The following is an 18,202-nucleotide window of genomic DNA, read 5'->3' on the forward strand; positions in this document are numbered from 1 at the left end:
TTAACCGATAGCAACACGCTTGAACTCAGTAACTGTCATGCCTTTGTTAGTGTTATCTAACAGTTTAGCTACAGAAACAGATGGGTCTTTTACGAAGTCCTGGTTTAACAAAGTGTTGTCTTTGTAGAACTTGTTCAGTTTACCCATTGCGATTTTCTCAAGCATAGCCTCTGGCTTGCCTTCAGCACGCGCCTGGTCTTTACCAACCTCAATCTCGCGCTCAACAGTAGCAGAGTCAACACCGTCTTTGTCAACCGCGATTGGCTTCATGGCAGCAATTTGCATCGCTACGTCTTTACCAACTTCAGTAACATCAACACCGCCAGTGTTAGTAAGGCCTACCAATACACCCAGCTTACCATTTGAGTGGTCGTAAGAAACAACTTTCTCAGCAGTAACATTCTCGTAAGAGATAATGTCGATCTTCTCACCGATTTTACCCATCAGGTCAGTGATGTGCTCTTGCAGGGCACGGCCATCAGCCTGAGGAGCAGCAAGAAGTTCTTCTTTTGTAGCAGCGTTTGTAGAAACGGCTGTTTCCATCACAGCTTTCGCCAGGTTCTGGAAATCCTCTACTTTAGATACCGGCTCAGTTTCGCAAGCCAGGGCAACTACCTTACCGTTAGAGCCGTCTGCGCTTACATGCGTCAGAACGATACCTTCAGATGTAGCATTGTCAGCACGCTTGCTAGCGATTTTCTGGCCTTGCTTACGAAGAATATCCTTAGCTGCTTCAAAGTCGCCGTTAGCTTCTGTAAGCGCCTTCTTGCAGTCCATCATACCAGCTCCGGTTTCCTGACGGAGTTTGTTAACGTCTTGTGCTGTAATAGCCATCTTTTTATAATTAAGAATTATGAATTATAAATTACGAATTTCAATTATCGGGGCCCTGCTTGATGTAATTATCCTAAACGCTCAGAACTAACTTCTTACGCTTAAAACCTTTTGTCTAACACAGTGCCCCTAAAACAAACTGAACATTGAAGCGAAAATTGCCCAATGTTCAGTTTGATATAGTGCAATATGAATTACTTCTTATTGCTCGTCAGCTTCTTGCTTCGCTTTGATGCCTTCTTCTTCAGAACGCTTGCGCTCAGTTTCCTCTTTGTCAACCTTACGCTCAGACAGACCTTCTTCGATAGCCTTACCTACGATCGATACGATCAGGGCAACAGACTTAGAAGCGTCATCGTTTGCAGGGATTGGGAAATCTACCAGCTCTGGATTAGAGTTAGTATCGCAAACCGCGAATACTGGCAGGTTTAGCTTTTGAGCTTCTTTAACCGCGATGTGCTCACGCTTAACGTCCACGATGAACAGAGCAGCTGGCAGGCGAGAAAGGTCGTTGATACCACCCAGTACTCTATCCAGTTTCTCACGCTCACGAGAAAGCATCAGCTTCTCACGCTTTGCCAGTGCTTTAGACTGCTCTGGGTCTTTCATCATTTTATCGATGGTAGACATTTTCTTCAGGGACTTACGCACAGTAGCGAAGTTTGTAAGCATACCCCCTAACCAACGCTCAGTAACGTAAGGCATCTTCAGGCGACGAGCCTCTTCTGCCACGATCTCTTGCGCTTGTTTTTTAGTAGCTACAAACAAAATCTTACGACCAGACTTCGCGATGTTCTTGATAGCGGCAGTAGCCTCATCAAGCGCAACTAAAGTTTTGTTCAGGTCAATAATGTGGATTCCGTTTTTCTCCATGAAAATGTATGGAGCCATTTTCGGATCCCACTTGCGGGTAAGGTGGCCAAAGTGAACACCTGCCTCAAGTAATTCTTTATAATTAGTACTTGCCATGTTGTTGATACACCTTTAATATTAACGTTTGCTGAACTGGAATGAACGACGCGCTTTGCGCTTACCGAACTTCTTACGCTCTACCATGCGTGGGTCACGCGTGATGAAGCCCTCTTTCTTAAGAGCTGATTTGTTCTCGGCGTTTTCTACTACCAGTGCTTTGGAGATAGCAAGTCTAAGTGCTTCAGCCTGGCCGCTTACACCACCACCTTTAAGATTGGCTTTTACATCGTATTTGCCAATTGATTCTAAGGTTTGAAACGGCTGATTCACAATAGTTTGAAGTACTTCGCTAGGGAAGTAATCCTTGATATCTCTACCGTTAATAGTGATATTCCCTTGCCCAGGCGTCAGGTATATGCGCGCCACCGAGGTTTTTCTTCTACCAGATGTATTGATAACTTCCATTAAATTAGATATTGAGGGTTAATTCTTTAGGCTGCTGAGCGGCGAATGGATGCTCGCTTCCTGCAAAAACATGAAGATTACGGAACAGCTCGCGACCTAGAGGGCCTTTAGGCAACATGCCACGAACAGCGCGCTCAACTAGTAAAGTTGATGATTTAGCCTTAAGCTCACGTGGAGAAGTTTTCTTCTGGCCACCTGGGTATCCAGTGTGTGTCAGGTAGTACTTCTGATCCCACTTACGGCCTGTGAAACGCGTAGCATCAGAATTGATGATGATTACGTTATCGCCGCAGTCAGCGTTAGGAGTATATGAAGGCTTATGCTTGCCTTTCAGGATCTTGGCAACTTCCGATGCCACACGACCCAAGCTTCCTTGCCCTGCATCAACAATTACCCAGCCTTTGTTGGCTGTCTTCTTGTTGACAGTAAGGGTCTTATAACTTAAATGATCCATTTTTAGTGGTTGTAAGCGATTTATTTATTTAATTATGAACTTTCGGTTCCAGGAAAATGGACACAAAGATAGAAGCTATTTATTTGATTTGCAACATCTCCGGAATAAATTGCTGATAGCGAGCCGCTAAACGGCCATGCGTTTGCACGACGGGCAAAACTTGCAGTAAGTATGCCTGTAGCTTTTGTAACCAAGCAGACGTGGCATAGTTAGTAAATAGCAAAGGTACATCTCTATCAATCAAAACTATACTATATGAAAGCCATACTTGTAAAACAACCCGGAGGGCCGGAGCAACTGGAGCTTGGCGAGTACGAGCAACCCTTGCCCAAGCCATACGAGCTACTGATAAAAGTGCACGCCACGGCCCTGAACCGCGCCGATACGCTACAGCGGCAAGGCAAGTACCCTGCGCCAAAGGGTGCCAGCCCGTTGCTTGGCCTAGAGGTTGCCGGCGAGGTAGTGGAAACCGGTACAAACTGCTCCCGCTTCAAAAAAGGAGATAAGGTGTTTGGCCTTTTGCCTGGCGGCGGCTATGCCGAGTATGCCGTGATGGATGAGCAGATGGCAATGCCCATACCTGATAACCTGACCATGGAGCAGGCAACCGCTATTCCGGAAGTATTCCTGACGGCCTACCAGGCACTTGTGTGGCTCGGAAAGTTACAGGCAGGAGAACGGGTTCTGATCCATGCCGGGGCCAGTGGAGTGGGTACGGCCGCCATACAGTTGGCGCGTGCTAAAAAGGCTGAGGTGCTGGTTACCGCCTCAGAAGGCAAGCTGCATGCCTGCAAAGAGCTCGGTGCGCATAAGGCCATAAATTACAAAGAGGTGGCTTTCGAGGATGAAGTGCTGGCGTATACTAATAACGAAGGCGTTGATGTTGTCGTAGATTTTATTGCCGGGCCATACTTCAACCAAAACCTGGAGTGCCTGCGCACCGATGGCCGGCTGGTTATACTTGCCAGCCTGGGCGGCGGCAAAGTGGCGGAGGCGGACCTGCGAAAGATACTTGTAAAACGCCTGCAGGTGATGGGCTCTACGCTGCGCTCGCGCTCCAAAGAATACCAGATTCAACTGACCCAGGAGATGAGCACGTTTGCCTTACCATACTTTAAAAGCGGCGCCATTAAACCCGTTATCGATTCGGAGTATGATTGGAAAGATGTAGCCGAGGCGCACCGATACATGGAGCAGAATAAGAACATCGGGAAGATCGTGCTGCGCGTCAATTAGGCGTCAGTTCTCCTGAAATATAAAAAGCCCGGGAAAAGTATGAAGCGTGCATTTCCCGGGCTTTTTATATGCTATCCTAAAGCTTAATGCGTTCTTAATTGCTTTACCAGCACGGCAAAATCCTTAGGGTAAGGAGCTTCTATTTTAACGGGTTCACCGTTTAGCAGCACAAAGCCAATGTTAAACGAGTGCAGGGCAAAGCGCTTGATCAAGGGCAGCTCCTCAGTGTTTTTCTTCAGGTTAAAGCCACGCTTCAGGCTGCTCAGGTATACTTGCTCGCCGCCATACAAGGCATCACCTACAATAGGCGCACCCAAAAAGGCGAGATGTATGCGTATCTGGTGCAGGCGGCCAGTTACCGGGAGGCACTCCACCAACGTGTGACGGGCATAGGTTTCCAGGGTGTTGAAGTATGTTTCGGCGGGCTTGCCCTGCGGCGCTAGCTTGGCCACACCTTTTGCGCTGGCAACTATAGAACGGTTTACGAGCTGCTCCTCAAACTGGTGCGTGCCCCAGGCTACGGCATGGTATACTTTGTACACTTCACGGGCCTCGAACTGCATGGCTACATGGCGGTAAGCCGCCGCATTCTTAGCAAACACTAGGCATCCGGAGGTGTCTTTATCCAGGCGGTGGCAGGCTTGCAACTCAGGGTTATACTGTTTGGCAATCTTCAGGAGGTTGGTAGTATTCGGCGTGCGGTCCTCTAGGGTTGCCAGAAAAGGCGGCTTGTTTACTACTATATAATCCTCGTTTTCAAATATGATCAGGTCTTTAAAAACCGGGTATTTCATGTGTATTTATACTTTGTTCAGGCGCTGCCTCTACTGCTGAGCTGCGCGCGCTGCAAAGATACTTAATATAATTGTTTGATTGCTCAATTGTTAAATTGTCGGGGCGATCCGAGGCATCCGAAGACAAACAATTTAGTAGCTCAACGATCCAGCAATTTAACTCTTAGCCTTCTGTAGTTTAAAGCGCAAGGTTGTTCCCTTGCCCACCTCGCTTTTCACGGCGATGATGGAGCGGTGCGCCTCGATGATGTGCTTGCAGATGGCCAGGCCCAGTCCAGTGCTGGAAGTGTCGCGGGCGCGGCTTTTATCGATGCGGTAAAAGCGCTCGAAAATGCGGTTAATGTGTTCCTGGCCTATGCCTTTGCCATCGTCTTTTACGGTGATGATATACTTCTTCTTTCCCTCATCAAACATCACCCAAATGTTGCCTCCTTTGCGGCCATACTTTATGGCATTGTCAATCAGGTTGGTAAACACCTGCCGGATACGGTTTGGGTCTGCAAAAAGCATGATCTGCTCATCAGGGCTGGCTTCTACGTGCAGCGTTATCTCGTGTTGTGCCGCTTTCTGCTCCAATTGCTCGGCAACTTCACGCACCAACTGGGCCACATCAAAGTTACGCTTGGCCATCTTCACGACGCCTTTCTCAAACTGCGAGATACTGATCAGGTCCTGCACCAGCACATCGAGTCCATCTAAGCTTTTAGCTGCTTTCTGCAAAAATCGCTCCCGCACGTTTGGGTCGTCCATGGCGCCATCCAGCAGGGTATGGATAAAACCCTGAGCAGCAAAAATAGGTGTTTTCAACTCATGCGAAACATCGGCCAAAAACTCGCGGCGCATTGATTGGAGGCGTTTCAGCTCGTCAATTTCCTGCTGCTTGCGCTCTGCAATCATATAAATATCTTCCTTTATTTTCATCAGCGGGTCAGCCGAGAAACTGGAGCGGCTCTCTGCCTTCCTAAAATCCTGGCGCTTTATTTTTTCCAGGCTGGAGTATACATTTTTCACCTCTTTAAACACAAGCGCCTCGTAGGAGAAATGCACAAGTATAAAGCAGCTTACAAACACTATTACTAGTGCCACCATTAGGCCATGCGATGAGAAGTAGCTGGCTAAAGCAAGAAAGGCGGTGAGCACAACTGCTACCGCCAATGATGTTAAAAGGGCAAGCGTACGGGAATTGAAATTCATTTATCAGTCGGTGTTGAACTTGTAGCCCACGCCTTTAATGGTTTTGATGTTATCTTCGCCGATTTTCTCACGAACCTTGCGGATGTGTACATCTACAGTGCGGGCAATTACATAAACATCGTTTCCCCAAACGTTGTTCAATAGCTCCTCGCGGCTGAAAACCTTGTTGGGAGTAGCAGCTAAAAAGGCCAGTAATTCAAACTCTTTTTTTGGAAGGGTAATTTTCTGCTCGCCTTTGTACACGGCAAAGCTGGTTCGGTCTATGCGCAGGTCACCTGCCTCGATTACTTTATCTTCTTCTTCCTGCTGCGCATCGCGGCGGGCAAAAGCGGCCAAGCGACTTAGTAAGGCACGGGGCTTTATGGGCTTATTAATAAAATCATCGGCACCAGCCTCGAAAGCGGCCACTTCTGAGAATTCCTCTGAGCGGGCCGTGAGGAAAATGATGTGTGTCTGTCGGAAATCAGGCATCTCGCGTAAGTGGCGGCAAGCAGCGATACCATCCATCACAGGCATCATCACGTCCATCAGAATCACATCTGGCTTTATTTGTGCAGCAGTGTCGATTGCTTTTTTGCCATTGTCGGCTGTTGTTACCTCGTAGCCTTCGCGGGCAAGGTTGTATTGCAGTAACTCTACGATGTCCGGATCATCGTCTACTACTAAGATCTTGTAACTTGATGCAGTTTGCACGATATAATGGGATTAGTATATGGTAAAGGTCGGGTTGTGTCCAGCGCTTTGGAGCGCTTTCCATATTTTAACCTGCAGCAATATTGCCAAAAGCACTACTTATTTTCCTTTACAAATATATCATACATTATGGCAATTTAAGTTGAGGCATTCCAATCATAATGTTTTCTTAACATTCTTAGGTAAGGGCGCTGCTGCTGAGGCATAAAAAAAGCCAGCATCATGGCTGGCTTTTATAATTTAGTTGCGTGCTAACACGAGCTCGTTCTTCAGGTTTTTGTAATCGTACAAATTGACTTTTACAGAGCCGACAAACATTTCTGCTTTTATCAGTACAGGTATTTTATTCTTGTCATCTGAGAGGTAAACGGTAATGGAGTTTTCACCATCAAACATCTCGTTCTTCGGCATACGCGGCACAAGCTTAATTGCCTTGATGTCGCCGGCTTTAGTATTCACCACTTCGCGGCCACGGTACTCAACCTCCATTTTAAAGCTCTCCTCATCAAAGAAGCCCTGTACGGTAGTTTTGTCTCCAACGCGCATGCGGTCGTAGTTCAGGGTGCGCAGGTAGTAGAAGCCGCTTACAATATCCTGCACGTTGTCGGTTACCTTGTAGGTTTTCTTCTCAACGTTTTTAGACTTTTTCTTTTTCTCTACATGTGCCTTGTTGCTATAATGGTCAAAGTCTACAGTTTCGCTTTTGCGATAGCTGCCCTCTTCTATGTTTCTGAAAGACCGCTGCGGCACTATAGCTGCCGTATCAATGTAAGATTGCCAGGTATCGCGGATGCGCAGAAACAGGTCGAAAGAGCCATTGGTTTTTCCTGTAACAGTGGCTTTATAGCAAGGGCGATTATTTACGCGGTGGAGGCTCGGAGATATGTCTATCACAGCTTCTGCAGCCGTGATGGGGCCGTAGTGTACTTTATACTTCAAAACTTCGCCGGTGCCAAAGCTGTCGTTTGGCAACTGGCGCATGCTTTCTTTACTAACAAAGCCAACTAATATAAGTGTGAGTATAAGGATGGGAGGAATAAACTTATTCATATGTGCCTTCGGTTATGATTTTCAGTTATGTTACTTGGTTTTAATCAAGTTTTGTACCAACTGTATCTCAAAACTTAAGTTATAAAATATGAGTTTGCTAATCAACTCATTGCAAGCAATATAATAAAAAAGGTGCTACCCATAGTAGCACCTTTTTTATTACTTCAGATTAGGGAATAAAGTTCATTCAGCAGCAGCGGCGTCATCCAGGGCAGCGGCAACTTTCTCCGGCTCGCCTTTCACAATCGCTCTGATCTTGCCTTCTATCTCTTCCATCAGCTCAGGGTTGTCAAGCAGGATCTGCTTCACGCCGTCGCGGCCCTGGCCCAGCTTATCGCCGTTATAAGAGAACCAAGAACCTGATTTGTTCACGATGCCCAGCTCAACACCAAGGTCAAGAATTTCGCCTACTTTGGAGATACCCTCGCCATACATAATGTCGAACTCAACAACTTTAAATGGAGGCGCTACTTTGTTCTTTACAACCTTAACGCGGGTGCGGTTACCTGTAATGTTGTCTGCGCTTTCCTTGATCTGGCCAATACGGCGGATATCCAAACGTACGGAAGCGTAGAATTTCAAGGCATTACCACCGGTAGTTGTTTCAGGGTTGCCGAACATTACACCAATTTTCTCGCGCAACTGGTTAATAAAGATACAAGTACATCCGGTTTTGTTGATAGTACCTGTAAGCTTACGAAGCGCCTGCGACATCAAGCGTGCCTGCAAACCCATTTTGCTATCACCCATGTCGCCTTCAAGTTCGCCTTTCGGTACGAGGGCGGCCACGGAGTCAATCACGATAATGTCAATAGCGCCGGAGCGGATCAGGTGGTCGGCAATTTCAAGTGCCTGCTCGCCATTGTCTGGCTGAGATATTAATAAGTTCTCTGTGTCAATGCCTAATTTCTGGGCGTATATTCGGTCAAATGCGTGCTCTGCATCTATAAACGCTGCCAAGCCGCCTTTACGCTGTGCTTCGGCAATGCAGTGCATGGTAAGCGTAGTTTTACCAGATGATTCCGGGCCATAGATTTCTACGACACGGCCGCGCGGCAAACCGCCTATACCTAAAGCAATATCAAGGCCTAGCGAACCAGTCGAGATAGCTGGGATGTCCTCTACCTTGTTGTCGCTCAACTTCATTACGGTGCCTTTACCGTAGGTTTTGTCAAGCTTGTCCATGGTCAGCTGCAAGGCCTTTAGTTTTTCGTTGCTTACGCTCATGTGTGTTTTATTAATTAGCTTTATATTGAAGGTGAAATTACGAATTAGGAGGCAATCTGCAAAATAGTTTGCAAGTATTTTGCTAATTATTTTAGCTGATTGGCGCCGTCTGATTATAACACAGCTTTATCGCTTTTTGTCCCATACTTCTCTCTTTTTTATGCGTATTCTGAAAGTTTTTTTTCTGCTGATTTTCTTGATAGTTAGCCACTTTTCTGATGCGCAGGTAACTAACCGGGCATTGCTCCAGAGCATCCCTTTAAAAGAAGAAAATGCTAATGAAATTAGGATAAACGTGCAGGCGCTTGGCTTTATGAAGAACAACGAGTACTTCAATAAAATCGCTGACGGCTATACTTTGTTTGGCTATCAATTGCAGCCAAGTGTCAGCTACCAACCCTCTAAAGACGTTATTATTCAGGCGGGGGTTTTGCTATGGAAAGACTTTGGCACAGCAGGTTACGAGGACATTACCCCCACTTTCACCATCAAAGTAAAAAAGCAGCAATGGGAGCTGCTGTTCGGTACGCTTGAGGGCAACCTGAACCATGGCTACATTGAGCCTCTCTATGATTTTGAACGCCTGGTCACCAACAGGCTTGAGCATGGTGTACAATATAAAGTTAATATCAATAGTTTAAAGCTAGATGCCTGGGTAGACTGGGCCAATATGCTGTACCGCGGGGAAAACGACCAGGAACAGATAAACGGCGGCGCGGCCCTGGCTATACTTTTGCTGCAGCGCCAAGGGGAACAGCACCCGGCAGACAGCCTGCGGGTAACTCTGCCAGTGCAATTTACCGCGCAGCACAAAGGCGGACAGATCGATGCCTCGGAGCTGCCGCTCACTACACTGGCTAATGCCGCTATTGGCGTAGAGGTGGAGAAGAAGTATGACCGAATGTTTTTGCACCGCCTCTACACCAAAAACTACCTGGTAAGTTACAAGGATTTTTCGAATGAGAAGCAACTTGCTTTTAGGCAGGGGCACGGTGTATACGTTAACATTGGCGCCGACACCAAGTACCAGGATGTAATGCTGAGTTACTGGCGTGGCAAAGGGTATGTGACCGAACTGGGCGGAAAGCTGTACCAGTCTGGCTCTACCACGTTTAAGTACCCCGATTACCAAGAGAAAGAGCGTGAATTGCTCATACTAAGGTTAATGAGGGATTATAATTTGGCTGAAAACCTGAGCCTGACCATGCGCCTGGAGCCGGTGCTGGATTTCCAGAACCCCAAGCTGGAGTTTGCGAGCGGCCTTTACCTAAACTTTAACACCGATTTCTTCCTGGCCAGGCCAAGAAAGTAGCAAGCAACGTATAGATCAGGCAATGGCGGTAGAGTTCTGTTCGTGCTGCTGCTCCTGCTTCTCCTCAAAATCGTGGCGCGTGAAGCCGTAATAGCTCAGGTCCAGCAACTCTTCTGAATCGGCGCCCCGGTAGTCGCAGCGGAGTATGCCCTCTTTCTGAAAACCGCAGCGCTCTGCCAGCCTGCCAAAGCTCTCGTTGGCCGCTGTGCAACGCAGGTATACTTTGTTCATCTTTAAAGCCCGAAAGGCAAACTGTATCACTTCCTCCAAGGCTTCTTGCGCCAGGCTTTTAGTGGCAGGCCATGCCGTAAAGTATAAACCCAGCTCAGCCTTTGGCACAGAACGGTCCAGGTTTTTCAGGGCGATGTCGCCGATGTAACTGTTATCGTTTTTCAGCCATACGCCAAAGTCGAAGCTGCGGCGGTTATCCCAGTCGGTGCTTAATTGCTGCACTTGCGTGCGGGCATCATCCAGGGCGCGTACCCTAGCCAGCCTACCCGAAAAAGCGGGCGCCAGATAGGCGGTATTCTCTTGCAGCAGGCGCATAAAATCGCTTTCATCACCATCCTGATAAGGGCGTAGGATGAGGTTGTGCGTGGTTAGCTGCTTCTCGAAAGCATCAGGTTGCGTGTTGTATAGGTAACTCATAGGTATAAGGGGGTAAGCGTGTAAAAAGTCATGCCGTTGCTTTCTCTTACGCTAACCGCCATAAAACGTGCAGGCCCGCTCCAAAATCAGACTTTCATCAACTACCAGCGATATTTGTCGTTACAAGTAACTGTTGTACTGATGCAATCTTAATAACTGAAAACAAATGAAAAAAAGACTTGAAGGAAAAGTAGCCATCGTAACGGGTGGGGGCTCAGGCATAGGCGAAGCGATATGTAAGAAGTTTGCCCGCGAGGGAGCCAGCGTAGTAGTGGCCGGCCTGCCCGAAGACCCTGTGGAAGACGTTGCCAAGGAAATACAGCAGGAGGGAGGCGATGCCATTCCGTTTACCGGAGACCTGTCGGTGTTGGCAGTAGCCGAAAGTTGCGTGGAGCTGGCCGTGAAACAATATGGTAAGTTGGATGTGCTGGTGAATAATGCAGGCACTTTCCCGGAGACAAACCTGCTCAGTGAGTTCTCGGAAGAAGCCTTTGATTACCTTCTGAAAAACAACATCCGGACGGCCTTTGCCATGAGCAAGGCGGCGCTGCCCGAGCTTCAGAAGACCAAGGGAAACATTGTGAGTGCTGGCTCTGAGTCTGGTGCACTGGGTATTGCCCAAAACGCACCGTATGGGGGTACCAAAGGCTTTATACACGCGTTTACCAAAGGGCTTGCCGCAGAGCAGGCGCAGAATGGGGTGCGCTGCAACATCGTAGCCCCAGGCCCGATCGACACTGGCTGGACGCACAAAGAAACCGGCCCGATGGATGCTCAAATGGAGCAGATGGTTACCAAAGGCACTTTAATGGGGCGGCGCGGCACGCCAGAGGAAGTAGCGAATGTATACTTGTTCCTGGCCTCGGATGAGGCATCGTATGTAACGGGAGCCATTTTTCCGGTGGATGGCGGTACGCTTATTGCCAAAGGCCCGGCCGGAGACCAGGCTTCAGAAAGTATGAAAAAACAACCAGACGGAGAGCTAATACTCAAGCATTCTAAAGACAGCCATACTTCTGTCCGGAAATAGCTCAAGTAAACGAAAAAAAGAAGGCCAGCTTCTATCAGAGGAGCTGGCCTTTTATGTCTAGTAAACCGCTATCTGGCAGTTTATACTTTACGCGTTCAGGAACGGGTAGTTGAAATGCTTCGGGCTGTGCAGGTTCTGCTGTATCATCATTACCTCCAAAGTATGAGCCGTTTCCTTGAAGTACTCGAGGCGGCGGTACAGCATTTCTTTCTGTAGCACAGTGCCAGTGGCTGTTTTGATATAGGCTTTCTTATCTTCCAGCACGCGGTGCATCACTTCGTTCACTTTTTCCTCGTTTTGGGCATACCACTGCTGAAAATCGAACAGGCGGGCAGCGCCAGGGGTAGATGAGGAGAAGTCAAGGCCGTGCAATCTTAGCACATCTGCCAACAGGTCTACTTCCAGCGGAATAGACGTGTTGTAAGGCATAGAGCGAATTTCGAGCTTGCTGTTAAGTGCGCCGGCTATCGTAGCCAGGTTATCCTTAAAGCGAAAGAATAAAGCAGCCGCTTCCATAGAGCTTTTTGGGTAATGTGAAAAAATAATGAAGGTGCAAAATTACACCATTTTGCAAGGATTGCTAAAATGTTTGATGTATAAATTGCCGGAGCGTAAGAATGCAGGTCCGCAGCTGAAGTATAAACGGTGAAGTATACTTTTGCCTGGCACCCGGGCGAAAGCTTAAAGAAGCTCCCCGATCAGTTGCTCCTCAGTAATGCCTTCTGCCTCTGCTTTAAAGTTGCGCACAATGCGGTGGCGCAGAATTGGCATGGCTACGGCCTGCACGTCCTCAATGTCGGGGCTATACTTGCCGTTAAGGATGGCGTTGCACTTGGCACCCACAATCAGGTGCTGCGAGGCTCTTGGGCCAGCGCCCCACTCCAGGAACTGGTTGGCCTGCTTGGAGGCCATAGGCATGTTGGGGCGGGTTTTATGCACCAGTTGCACAGCATACTCTACCACGTTATCAGTTACCGGCACGCGGCGCACCAATTGCTGAAAGGCAAGTATATCATCGGCGTGCAGGATCTTGCGGAGTTGGCTTACGGCTGCGCCCGTCGTGTTTTTTACAATCTGCAACTCCGACTCGTAGCTTGGGTAACCCAACGTGATGTTGAACATGAAACGGTCCAGCTGCGCTTCCGGCAAGGGGTATGTTCCTTCCTGCTCAATCGGGTTTTGGGTAGCCAGCACGAAGAAAGGCTTTGGCAAATCATACTTGCGGCCTGCTACCGTTACGGAGTGCTCCTGCATGGCCTCAAGCAGTGCTGCCTGGGTTTTGGGCGGCGTGCGGTTAATCTCGTCAGCCAAAACAATATTGGCGAAGATGGGCCCTGTCACAAACCGGAAATTTCGGTCTTTATCCAGTGTTTCCGCGCCTACAATGTCGGAGGGCATTAGGTCGGGTGTGAACTGCACCCGGTTAAAGCTCATGTCCAGCGTAGAGGCTATCGTCTGGATAAGAAGGGTTTTAGCCAAACCCGGCACGCCTACCAACAAACAGTGCCCCTGACAAAAAACAGCTGTAAGCACTAGCCTTACTACATCGTCCTGCCCTACAATTACTTTTGAGATCTCGGATGTCAGCTCCTGGTAGGAGTGGTGCAGGGCGTCGGCTGCTTCTTTGTCAGAGGTGAACTGCGTCATGTTTTGCTTATTGCGTTAGTTGTTGGAGCCCGCTGCAATCCTGGTACTCCGGGTCTACTTCGATGTATACGGTGCCGATGTTCTTGGCGAACCATTCGCTTACGGCTTTGCTGCGCTTTTGGGCAAGAGCAGCATTAGCTATTTTCTGGTAATCATCCGTCAGGTTGGCCAAGTGCGGCGTAGTCTTCGATTTCAGGTAGATGATGCGCATCGCCTCCTGCCCGTCGGGTGTTGTAAATGGGACCGGCTTTGAAACCTCGCCTACCTGCATCGTATCAATCACGAAGAAGATGGCTGGGTCAACCTGGTCCATGGTGATGTAGGTGGCACCCGTGGAGCGGCTGGTTATCATACCGCCATTGTCCTTTGTTCCTTTATCGTCTGAGTACTCTTTGGCGGCCTGCGCAAAGGTCAGGCTGTCGCTTTGGATTAGCTCGCGCACTTTTTCCAGGTCTTCGGCAGCAGCGGCCACATCTACAGTAGCTGTTGCCGGCTTAATTAGGATGTGGCGCGTGTTAAACTCTTGGCCACGGCGCTCGATCAACTGTATCAGGTGGAAGCCAAACTGCGACTCGATAACGTTTGAGATGCCGCCTGGCTCGAGGCGTAAAGCTGCTGCTTCATACTCTGGCACCAGTTCTTTCTTCTTAAAAAAGCCTAGTTCACCGCCTGCCTGTGCAGAACCCGGGTCTTGCGAATACTGGCGGGCCAACGTGGCAAAATCCTCACCGGCAAGTATACGCTCGCGCAGCTTTTCCAGTTTTTGGCGTGCCTCCTGCTTTTGCTCGCGGCCAATCTCTGCAAAATTTACAATCTGCCCGATTTCTACCTCCGTTGAGAAGTATGGCAGGCTGTCTTTTGGGATGGCATTAAAGTATCTCTTAATTTCGTTTGGGGTTACACTTACTTTTCCGGTGATGTTGCGCTGCATTTGCTCCATAACCAGCTGCTCACGGACTGTCTTGCGAAGCTCGTCTTTGAGCTGTTTCAGGCTTTTATTATAGTATTGCTCTAGACGGTCGGTGCCGCCCACCTGGCTGGCCAGGTACTCGATACGCTGGTTTAGCTGGCCGGTAACAGTGCCTTCTTCCACTACTACAGAGTCTATCTCTGCGCGGGCAAGCAACAGTTTGTCCTGCAGCAGCGATGTGAAAATTTGGCATTTCAAATCTTCGCTAGGCTGTTGCTTAGATTGGGCTAGGTACTGCAAGTATCCAAACTCCAGGTCGGAGCGCAAAATAATATGGTTATCTACCTTGGCTATAATGCCATCCACCTGGCGCTGCACAGGTGCCTGGGCAAAAGCCGTGGCAGAAAATACGATGAGGCAAAGTGCCGCAAAGGCCGAAGTGGCAAAATGATGAATCTTTTTCAAGGTTGTAATTTTTTATACTTACGCTGAAAATCAACGCACAATTTACTTCTTTATTCTGAGATTACCCGAAAAGCGGGGCAAAAGGCTTCTGGGCGCTTATTTCTGAACAAGTTTCTCTACCTCGCTATCTTTAATCTGTACAGGGTACTTGGCGCGTAATTCCTGCACCCACTGCTCCTCCAGGTAGTTCTGATAATCTGATATAGCTTGGCCACGCACTTCGCTGAGTTCTTTTTGAGCCGGAGGTAGCACATCTTTAATAAGTATCAGGTACTCGCGCCCGTTTTGCTGCAAAGTATAGCTACCTGCTTTCCAGTCTATGGTATCCAAGGCTTTGTTCTCACCGTGCTGAAATTTCTTTTCGGTGATCTGCACATCCAGCGGGTTCTTCTTATTCAGGTTATCTGCCAACGCAGCCAGTTCAGAAGTATAAAGTGTGAACGATACACGGCGGTTGCGGCGGCGGCCAGTTTCTGTATTGTCTGGGCCGGCTTGCTTGCTCTTGCCAAGGCTGTTACTGGTGATTTGGGCGGTAGGTGCACCTTGCTCCTTTAAATATGCTGTAGCCGCAGCTGCACGGGCTTCTGCCAGTTTAGCGTTCTCGCGGGCATCGGTGTGGCCGTTTACATCCAGGGAAAGGTCCTGGTTGTTTTGCAGCATGTTCGCCAGCTCTTTCAGTTTAGCTTTGCCTTCAGCGCTCAGTTCTGCTTTGTTCTGAGTAAAGAGCACATCGGTAAGTTTACCAAAGGAAATCGGGTAGCGGCGTGTGGCTAGCTGTTGCTGCGCTTGCTGCAGCAATTCCTTATTGGCTGCACTGATAACAATAGCATCGGCACGCTCGGCCCATTTATACTTGTCGCGGTTCTGGTTAAAGTAGTTGCGCAGGCCTACAGAGTCTTCCACTGCTTTGGACCATACTTTCTCATCCATCAGTTGGAAAAGTAGTATGCCATCGTGGTACTCCTGCACCAGCATGCGGTAATCGGTATACTTATTGGCCAGGTTGTTTCTTTCATACTCTACCAGCTTACTCTCTACAAAGTTGTTGTAGAGCACGTTCATGGCATGTGTGGCAGAACCAGTGGCGCGTGGCCGCTGCTGCTCTTGCGCATAAGTATAAAACTCACCAATAGTATAAGGTTTGCCCTGTATTGTGAAAAGGGTTTGCTTCAGTGTTTTATCATCCGCATTGAAGCGCCATTTGCCTTGCAGTAACTCGTCTGTGGCCGCAGCCATAGCGGTGGCTTTTGTCTCGGCGCTTTCTATAAAGCTGTTTTCATGCTTTATGCGTTTCAGGAAGGCTGTTTTATTAAGCTCGGAGCGAGAATCCTTTGCTATTTTGTTGCGCAGGTACTGCTCCATTTCCTCGTAAGGAGACAGGTTGCGCTTTTCCGCAAGCTTGATAATATGCCATCCGTAAGGCGTATAAACCGGTTTGGATACATCTCCGGGTTTCTGCAAACCGAAGGCGGCCTCCTCGAAAGACGGAATCATGCGGCCGGTGCCAAACCAAGGCAACTCACCGCCATTGGCGGCAGAATTGGCATCCTCAGAGAATTCGGCGGCAAGTTTAGTCCAGTCTTCGCCTTTTTGCACACGCTTAAAGATAGCTTCGGCCCGTTGCTTTGCCGCCAAGGAGTCGGCTGCGGGGGCGCCAGGCGTGGAGCGAACCATAATGTGGGCTACTTTTGCCTCGCCACGAGCTTCGCGCTTGTTATTTACCTTTATCAGATGATAGCCAAAACGGGTGCGCACCGGCATAGAGATTTGTCCCACAGCCGTTTTGTATGCGGCATCCTCAAATGGATAAACCATTTGCAAGGCAGTGAAATAACCCAGGCTGCCTTTATTCTCGGCCGCAGAAGGGTCTTGCGAAAACTCCTGGGCCAATTTGCCGAAGTCTTCCCCGTTTTGCGCACGCTGGCGCAGTTTCATACTTTGGTTGTAAGCAGCCAGTGTATCTTCAGGAGCTGCATCTGGCGCAACAGAGATTAGTATATGCGAGGCGTTAACCTCCTGCTTCATGCGTTCGTAGGCCTCACGCACTAGCTGGTCGGTTACGCTTTTTTCCGTTAAATATGGCTGGGCCAGTTGCTCCTTATAGCCTTCCAGCTCACGCTTAAAAGCCATGGTTGTATCGAGGCCACGCTTTTCGGCCTCTATTACTTTTAGCTTGAAATTGGTGTAAAGGTCCAGGTACTCGCTAAGGCTTTGGCGGGTGTACGCATCATCGTTGCCGCTATTGTTTTTCTCATACACATAGCGGAACTCGGTTAGAGAAATGGGTTGGGAGCCAAGCGTAGCGATTGCGGGTTCTTTGCTGTCGGTCTTCTTGGTGGCGGTGCAGCCGGCTATGGCCAGGGCGGCTACCGCTGCAAGTAGTTGGTTGCTGCGCATAAGTTAAATTAGAGCAAAACTGTTTCTTTGGCTGATTCTGGATCAGGGTATGCAATTTTAGTTAAAATTTCTGACAGATAAGTCAAAAACTATCACCATAATACAATTGCAAAAGCTTTTGTTCCCGGATAACGGTTATTGCGCTGGTAAAGTATACGCGGGGCGCTTAATTGATTTTCTTGTAGAGCAGGCAGGTGTTTTGAGAGCCATTGGTTGTAAACTCCACTTTATCCATAATCCGGTTAACGAGCGCAATGCCTACGCCGCCTTTCTTGCCCAGCCGGATGTGCTCCTGTATATCCGGCTCTTTGTAGTTCGTGCGTTGGAAAGCCACGCCGTTATCGGCAATCTCAAACTTAATCTGGCCGCTTAGGTTATGGATTGTGAGTGTAAGGTATTTGGCGGGATCCTCGTGATTGGCATGGATGATAAGGTTAGCGCATATCTCATCCACTGCCAGCACGATCTGGTTCATGAGAATATCCGAAAGCGCAAGTGCTTTCAGATACTCCGTCACGAAGTCCCGTATCAGCTTCAGGTTTTTTTTAGTACAATTTACCCGAATCGAATTATTCATTTGCAATGGTCCTTGCTTCCTCGTAATCAGAAACGATGGTCATCAGCAGGTCGAGGCCTAGGATTTCGAACACGTTTCTTACCTTATCCTGCATGTTAAAGAAGATAAGCTTGATCTGTGCATCCTCGAAGCGCTGCAGGTGTGAAATAAAAACACCCAGACCGGCAGAAGAAATATAGTGCAGGTTCTGGCAATCTACCAGAATCTTGCTGTACTTCATAATCTCTGGATCAGATAACTCCTCGTCTAAAAGTACGGAAGAGCTTGCGTCCAGCTCACCGTCCAGGGTCATGATGACGGTGCTGTCTTTAATTTCTTGTGTAATTTTCATTGGCATACTTTACGGCTTAATCATTT

Annotated in this window: 19 protein-coding genes; 3 read left to right on the forward strand and 16 right to left on the reverse strand. The window is 48.4% G+C overall.

Going from position 1 to position 18,202, the window contains the following annotated elements; translation table 11 throughout:
- The 4 genes from tsf to rplM all read right to left on the reverse strand — a co-directional run bounded on the left by tsf (position 1) and on the right by rplM (position 2,665).
- Positions 1–834 carry a translation elongation factor Ts gene (gene tsf, locus D1627_RS13400; RefSeq protein ID WP_119432763.1) on the reverse strand — a complete coding sequence of 278 codons (834 nt, stop codon included), beginning with the start codon at positions 832–834 and terminating at the stop codon, positions 1–3.
- A gap of 201 nt (positions 835–1,035) precedes the next feature.
- On the reverse strand, positions 1,036–1,803 hold the full coding sequence (rpsB, locus tag D1627_RS13405) for a 30S ribosomal protein S2 (RefSeq protein WP_119432764.1): 768 nt from the start codon (positions 1,801–1,803) through the stop codon (positions 1,036–1,038).
- A gap of 21 nt (positions 1,804–1,824) precedes the next feature.
- The gene (gene rpsI, locus D1627_RS13410; RefSeq protein ID WP_119432765.1) at positions 1,825–2,211 is read right to left on the reverse strand and encodes a 30S ribosomal protein S9; all 387 of its coding nucleotides are present in this window, start codon (positions 2,209–2,211) and stop codon (positions 1,825–1,827) included.
- A gap of 4 nt (positions 2,212–2,215) precedes the next feature.
- The gene (rplM, locus tag D1627_RS13415; RefSeq protein ID WP_119432766.1) at positions 2,216–2,665 is read right to left on the reverse strand and encodes a 50S ribosomal protein L13; all 450 of its coding nucleotides are present in this window, start codon (positions 2,663–2,665) and stop codon (positions 2,216–2,218) included.
- A gap of 255 nt (positions 2,666–2,920) precedes the next feature.
- On the opposite strand from rplM, the gene D1627_RS13420 reads away from it, so the two are divergent.
- Complete coding sequence (locus D1627_RS13420; RefSeq protein ID WP_119432767.1) at positions 2,921–3,901, forward strand: NAD(P)H-quinone oxidoreductase; 981 nt, start codon at positions 2,921–2,923, stop codon at positions 3,899–3,901.
- An 83-nt stretch (positions 3,902–3,984) separates the two neighbouring features.
- On the opposite strand, the gene D1627_RS13425 is transcribed toward D1627_RS13420, so the two are convergent.
- From D1627_RS13425 to recA, 5 genes are all read right to left on the reverse strand, one after another.
- Complete coding sequence (locus tag D1627_RS13425; protein WP_119432768.1) at positions 3,985–4,695, reverse strand: RluA family pseudouridine synthase; 711 nt, start codon at positions 4,693–4,695, stop codon at positions 3,985–3,987.
- 156 nt (positions 4,696–4,851) lie between these two features.
- A complete protein-coding gene (locus tag D1627_RS13430; protein WP_119432769.1) occupies positions 4,852–5,889 on the reverse strand; it encodes a sensor histidine kinase in 1,038 nt (345 codons plus the stop codon).
- Positions 5,890–5,892: 3 nt separating this feature from the next.
- Positions 5,893–6,582 carry a response regulator transcription factor gene (locus D1627_RS13435; RefSeq protein WP_119432770.1) on the reverse strand — a complete coding sequence of 230 codons (690 nt, stop codon included), beginning with the start codon at positions 6,580–6,582 and terminating at the stop codon, positions 5,893–5,895.
- A 240-nt stretch (positions 6,583–6,822) separates the two neighbouring features.
- On the reverse strand, positions 6,823–7,632 hold the full coding sequence (locus tag D1627_RS13440; protein WP_119432771.1) for a DUF3108 domain-containing protein: 810 nt from the start codon (positions 7,630–7,632) through the stop codon (positions 6,823–6,825).
- A gap of 183 nt (positions 7,633–7,815) precedes the next feature.
- Positions 7,816–8,859 (reverse strand): recombinase RecA, encoded by a 1,044-nt coding sequence (gene recA, locus D1627_RS13445; RefSeq protein WP_119432772.1) that lies wholly within the window; start codon positions 8,857–8,859, stop codon positions 7,816–7,818.
- A 160-nt stretch (positions 8,860–9,019) separates the two neighbouring features.
- On the opposite strand from recA, the gene D1627_RS13450 reads away from it, so the two are divergent.
- Positions 9,020–10,171 carry a hypothetical protein gene (locus D1627_RS13450; protein WP_233555629.1) on the forward strand — a complete coding sequence of 384 codons (1,152 nt, stop codon included), beginning with the start codon at positions 9,020–9,022 and terminating at the stop codon, positions 10,169–10,171.
- Positions 10,172–10,186: 15 nt separating this feature from the next.
- On the opposite strand, the gene D1627_RS13455 is transcribed toward D1627_RS13450, so the two are convergent.
- Positions 10,187–10,819, reverse strand: coding sequence for a GNAT family N-acetyltransferase (locus tag D1627_RS13455; RefSeq protein WP_119432773.1), 633 nt, complete (start codon positions 10,817–10,819; stop codon positions 10,187–10,189).
- A 166-nt stretch (positions 10,820–10,985) separates the two neighbouring features.
- Here D1627_RS13455 and D1627_RS13460 point away from each other — a divergent pair, with 166 nt between their 5' ends.
- The gene (locus D1627_RS13460) at positions 10,986–11,849 is read left to right on the forward strand and encodes an SDR family NAD(P)-dependent oxidoreductase (RefSeq protein ID WP_119432774.1); all 864 of its coding nucleotides are present in this window, start codon (positions 10,986–10,988) and stop codon (positions 11,847–11,849) included.
- 87 nt (positions 11,850–11,936) lie between these two features.
- Here the strand turns inward: D1627_RS13460 and D1627_RS13465 are convergent, their stop codons facing one another.
- From D1627_RS13465 to D1627_RS13490, 6 genes are all read right to left on the reverse strand, one after another.
- Positions 11,937–12,365, reverse strand: a complete 429-nt coding sequence (locus D1627_RS13465; protein WP_119432775.1) for a hypothetical protein — start codon at positions 12,363–12,365, stop codon at positions 11,937–11,939.
- Between the two features lie 165 nt (positions 12,366–12,530).
- Positions 12,531–13,496 carry an AAA family ATPase gene (locus D1627_RS13470; RefSeq protein ID WP_119432776.1) on the reverse strand — a complete coding sequence of 322 codons (966 nt, stop codon included), beginning with the start codon at positions 13,494–13,496 and terminating at the stop codon, positions 12,531–12,533.
- A gap of 7 nt (positions 13,497–13,503) precedes the next feature.
- A complete protein-coding gene (locus D1627_RS13475) occupies positions 13,504–14,871 on the reverse strand; it encodes a peptidylprolyl isomerase (RefSeq protein ID WP_233555630.1) in 1,368 nt (455 codons plus the stop codon).
- A 96-nt stretch (positions 14,872–14,967) separates the two neighbouring features.
- A complete protein-coding gene (locus tag D1627_RS13480) occupies positions 14,968–17,268 on the reverse strand; it encodes a peptidylprolyl isomerase (protein ID WP_119432777.1) in 2,301 nt (766 codons plus the stop codon).
- Between the two features lie 166 nt (positions 17,269–17,434).
- Entirely contained in the window at positions 17,435–17,845 is a 411-nt protein-coding gene (locus D1627_RS13485) for an ATP-binding protein (protein WP_119432778.1), read from the reverse strand.
- On the reverse strand, positions 17,838–18,176 hold the full coding sequence (locus D1627_RS13490; RefSeq protein WP_119432779.1) for an STAS domain-containing protein: 339 nt from the start codon (positions 18,174–18,176) through the stop codon (positions 17,838–17,840). The genes D1627_RS13485 and D1627_RS13490 overlap by 8 nt, the downstream gene beginning before the upstream one ends.
- Positions 18,177–18,202 lie beyond the last annotated feature (26 nt).

Origin of the sequence: Pontibacter oryzae (assembly GCF_003576375.1) — a bacterium.
Taxonomy (GTDB): domain Bacteria; phylum Bacteroidota; class Bacteroidia; order Cytophagales; family Hymenobacteraceae; genus Pontibacter; species Pontibacter oryzae.

Excerpts from the sequence above, each read along its gene's own strand:
- recA (WP_119432772.1), bottom strand. The coding sequence starts at position 8,859 with ATGAGCGTAAGCAACGAAAAACTAAAGGCCTTGCAGCTGACCATGGAC.
- rplM (WP_119432766.1), bottom strand. The coding sequence starts at position 2,665 with ATGGATCATTTAAGTTATAAGACCCTTACTGTCAACAAGAAGACAGCC.
- D1627_RS13430 (WP_119432769.1), bottom strand. The coding sequence starts at position 5,889 with ATGAATTTCAATTCCCGTACGCTTGCCCTTTTAACATCATTGGCGGTA.
- D1627_RS13450 (WP_233555629.1), top strand. The coding sequence starts at position 9,020 with ATGCGTATTCTGAAAGTTTTTTTTCTGCTGATTTTCTTGATAGTTAGC.
- D1627_RS13485 (WP_119432778.1), bottom strand. The coding sequence starts at position 17,845 with ATGAATAATTCGATTCGGGTAAATTGTACTAAAAAAAACCTGAAGCTG.
- D1627_RS13440 (WP_119432771.1), bottom strand. The coding sequence starts at position 7,632 with ATGAATAAGTTTATTCCTCCCATCCTTATACTCACACTTATATTAGTT.
- D1627_RS13425 (WP_119432768.1), bottom strand. The coding sequence starts at position 4,695 with ATGAAATACCCGGTTTTTAAAGACCTGATCATATTTGAAAACGAGGAT.
- D1627_RS13490 (WP_119432779.1), bottom strand. The coding sequence starts at position 18,176 with ATGAAAATTACACAAGAAATTAAAGACAGCACCGTCATCATGACCCTG.
- D1627_RS13455 (WP_119432773.1), bottom strand. The coding sequence starts at position 10,819 with ATGAGTTACCTATACAACACGCAACCTGATGCTTTCGAGAAGCAGCTA.
- tsf (WP_119432763.1), bottom strand. The coding sequence starts at position 834 with ATGGCTATTACAGCACAAGACGTTAACAAACTCCGTCAGGAAACCGGA.
- D1627_RS13480 (WP_119432777.1), bottom strand. The coding sequence starts at position 17,268 with ATGCGCAGCAACCAACTACTTGCAGCGGTAGCCGCCCTGGCCATAGCC.
- D1627_RS13470 (WP_119432776.1), bottom strand. The coding sequence starts at position 13,496 with ATGACGCAGTTCACCTCTGACAAAGAAGCAGCCGACGCCCTGCACCAC.
- D1627_RS13465 (WP_119432775.1), bottom strand. The coding sequence starts at position 12,365 with ATGGAAGCGGCTGCTTTATTCTTTCGCTTTAAGGATAACCTGGCTACG.
- rpsI (WP_119432765.1), bottom strand. The coding sequence starts at position 2,211 with ATGGAAGTTATCAATACATCTGGTAGAAGAAAAACCTCGGTGGCGCGC.
- D1627_RS13460 (WP_119432774.1), top strand. The coding sequence starts at position 10,986 with ATGAAAAAAAGACTTGAAGGAAAAGTAGCCATCGTAACGGGTGGGGGC.
- rpsB (WP_119432764.1), bottom strand. The coding sequence starts at position 1,803 with ATGGCAAGTACTAATTATAAAGAATTACTTGAGGCAGGTGTTCACTTT.
- D1627_RS13420 (WP_119432767.1), top strand. The coding sequence starts at position 2,921 with ATGAAAGCCATACTTGTAAAACAACCCGGAGGGCCGGAGCAACTGGAG.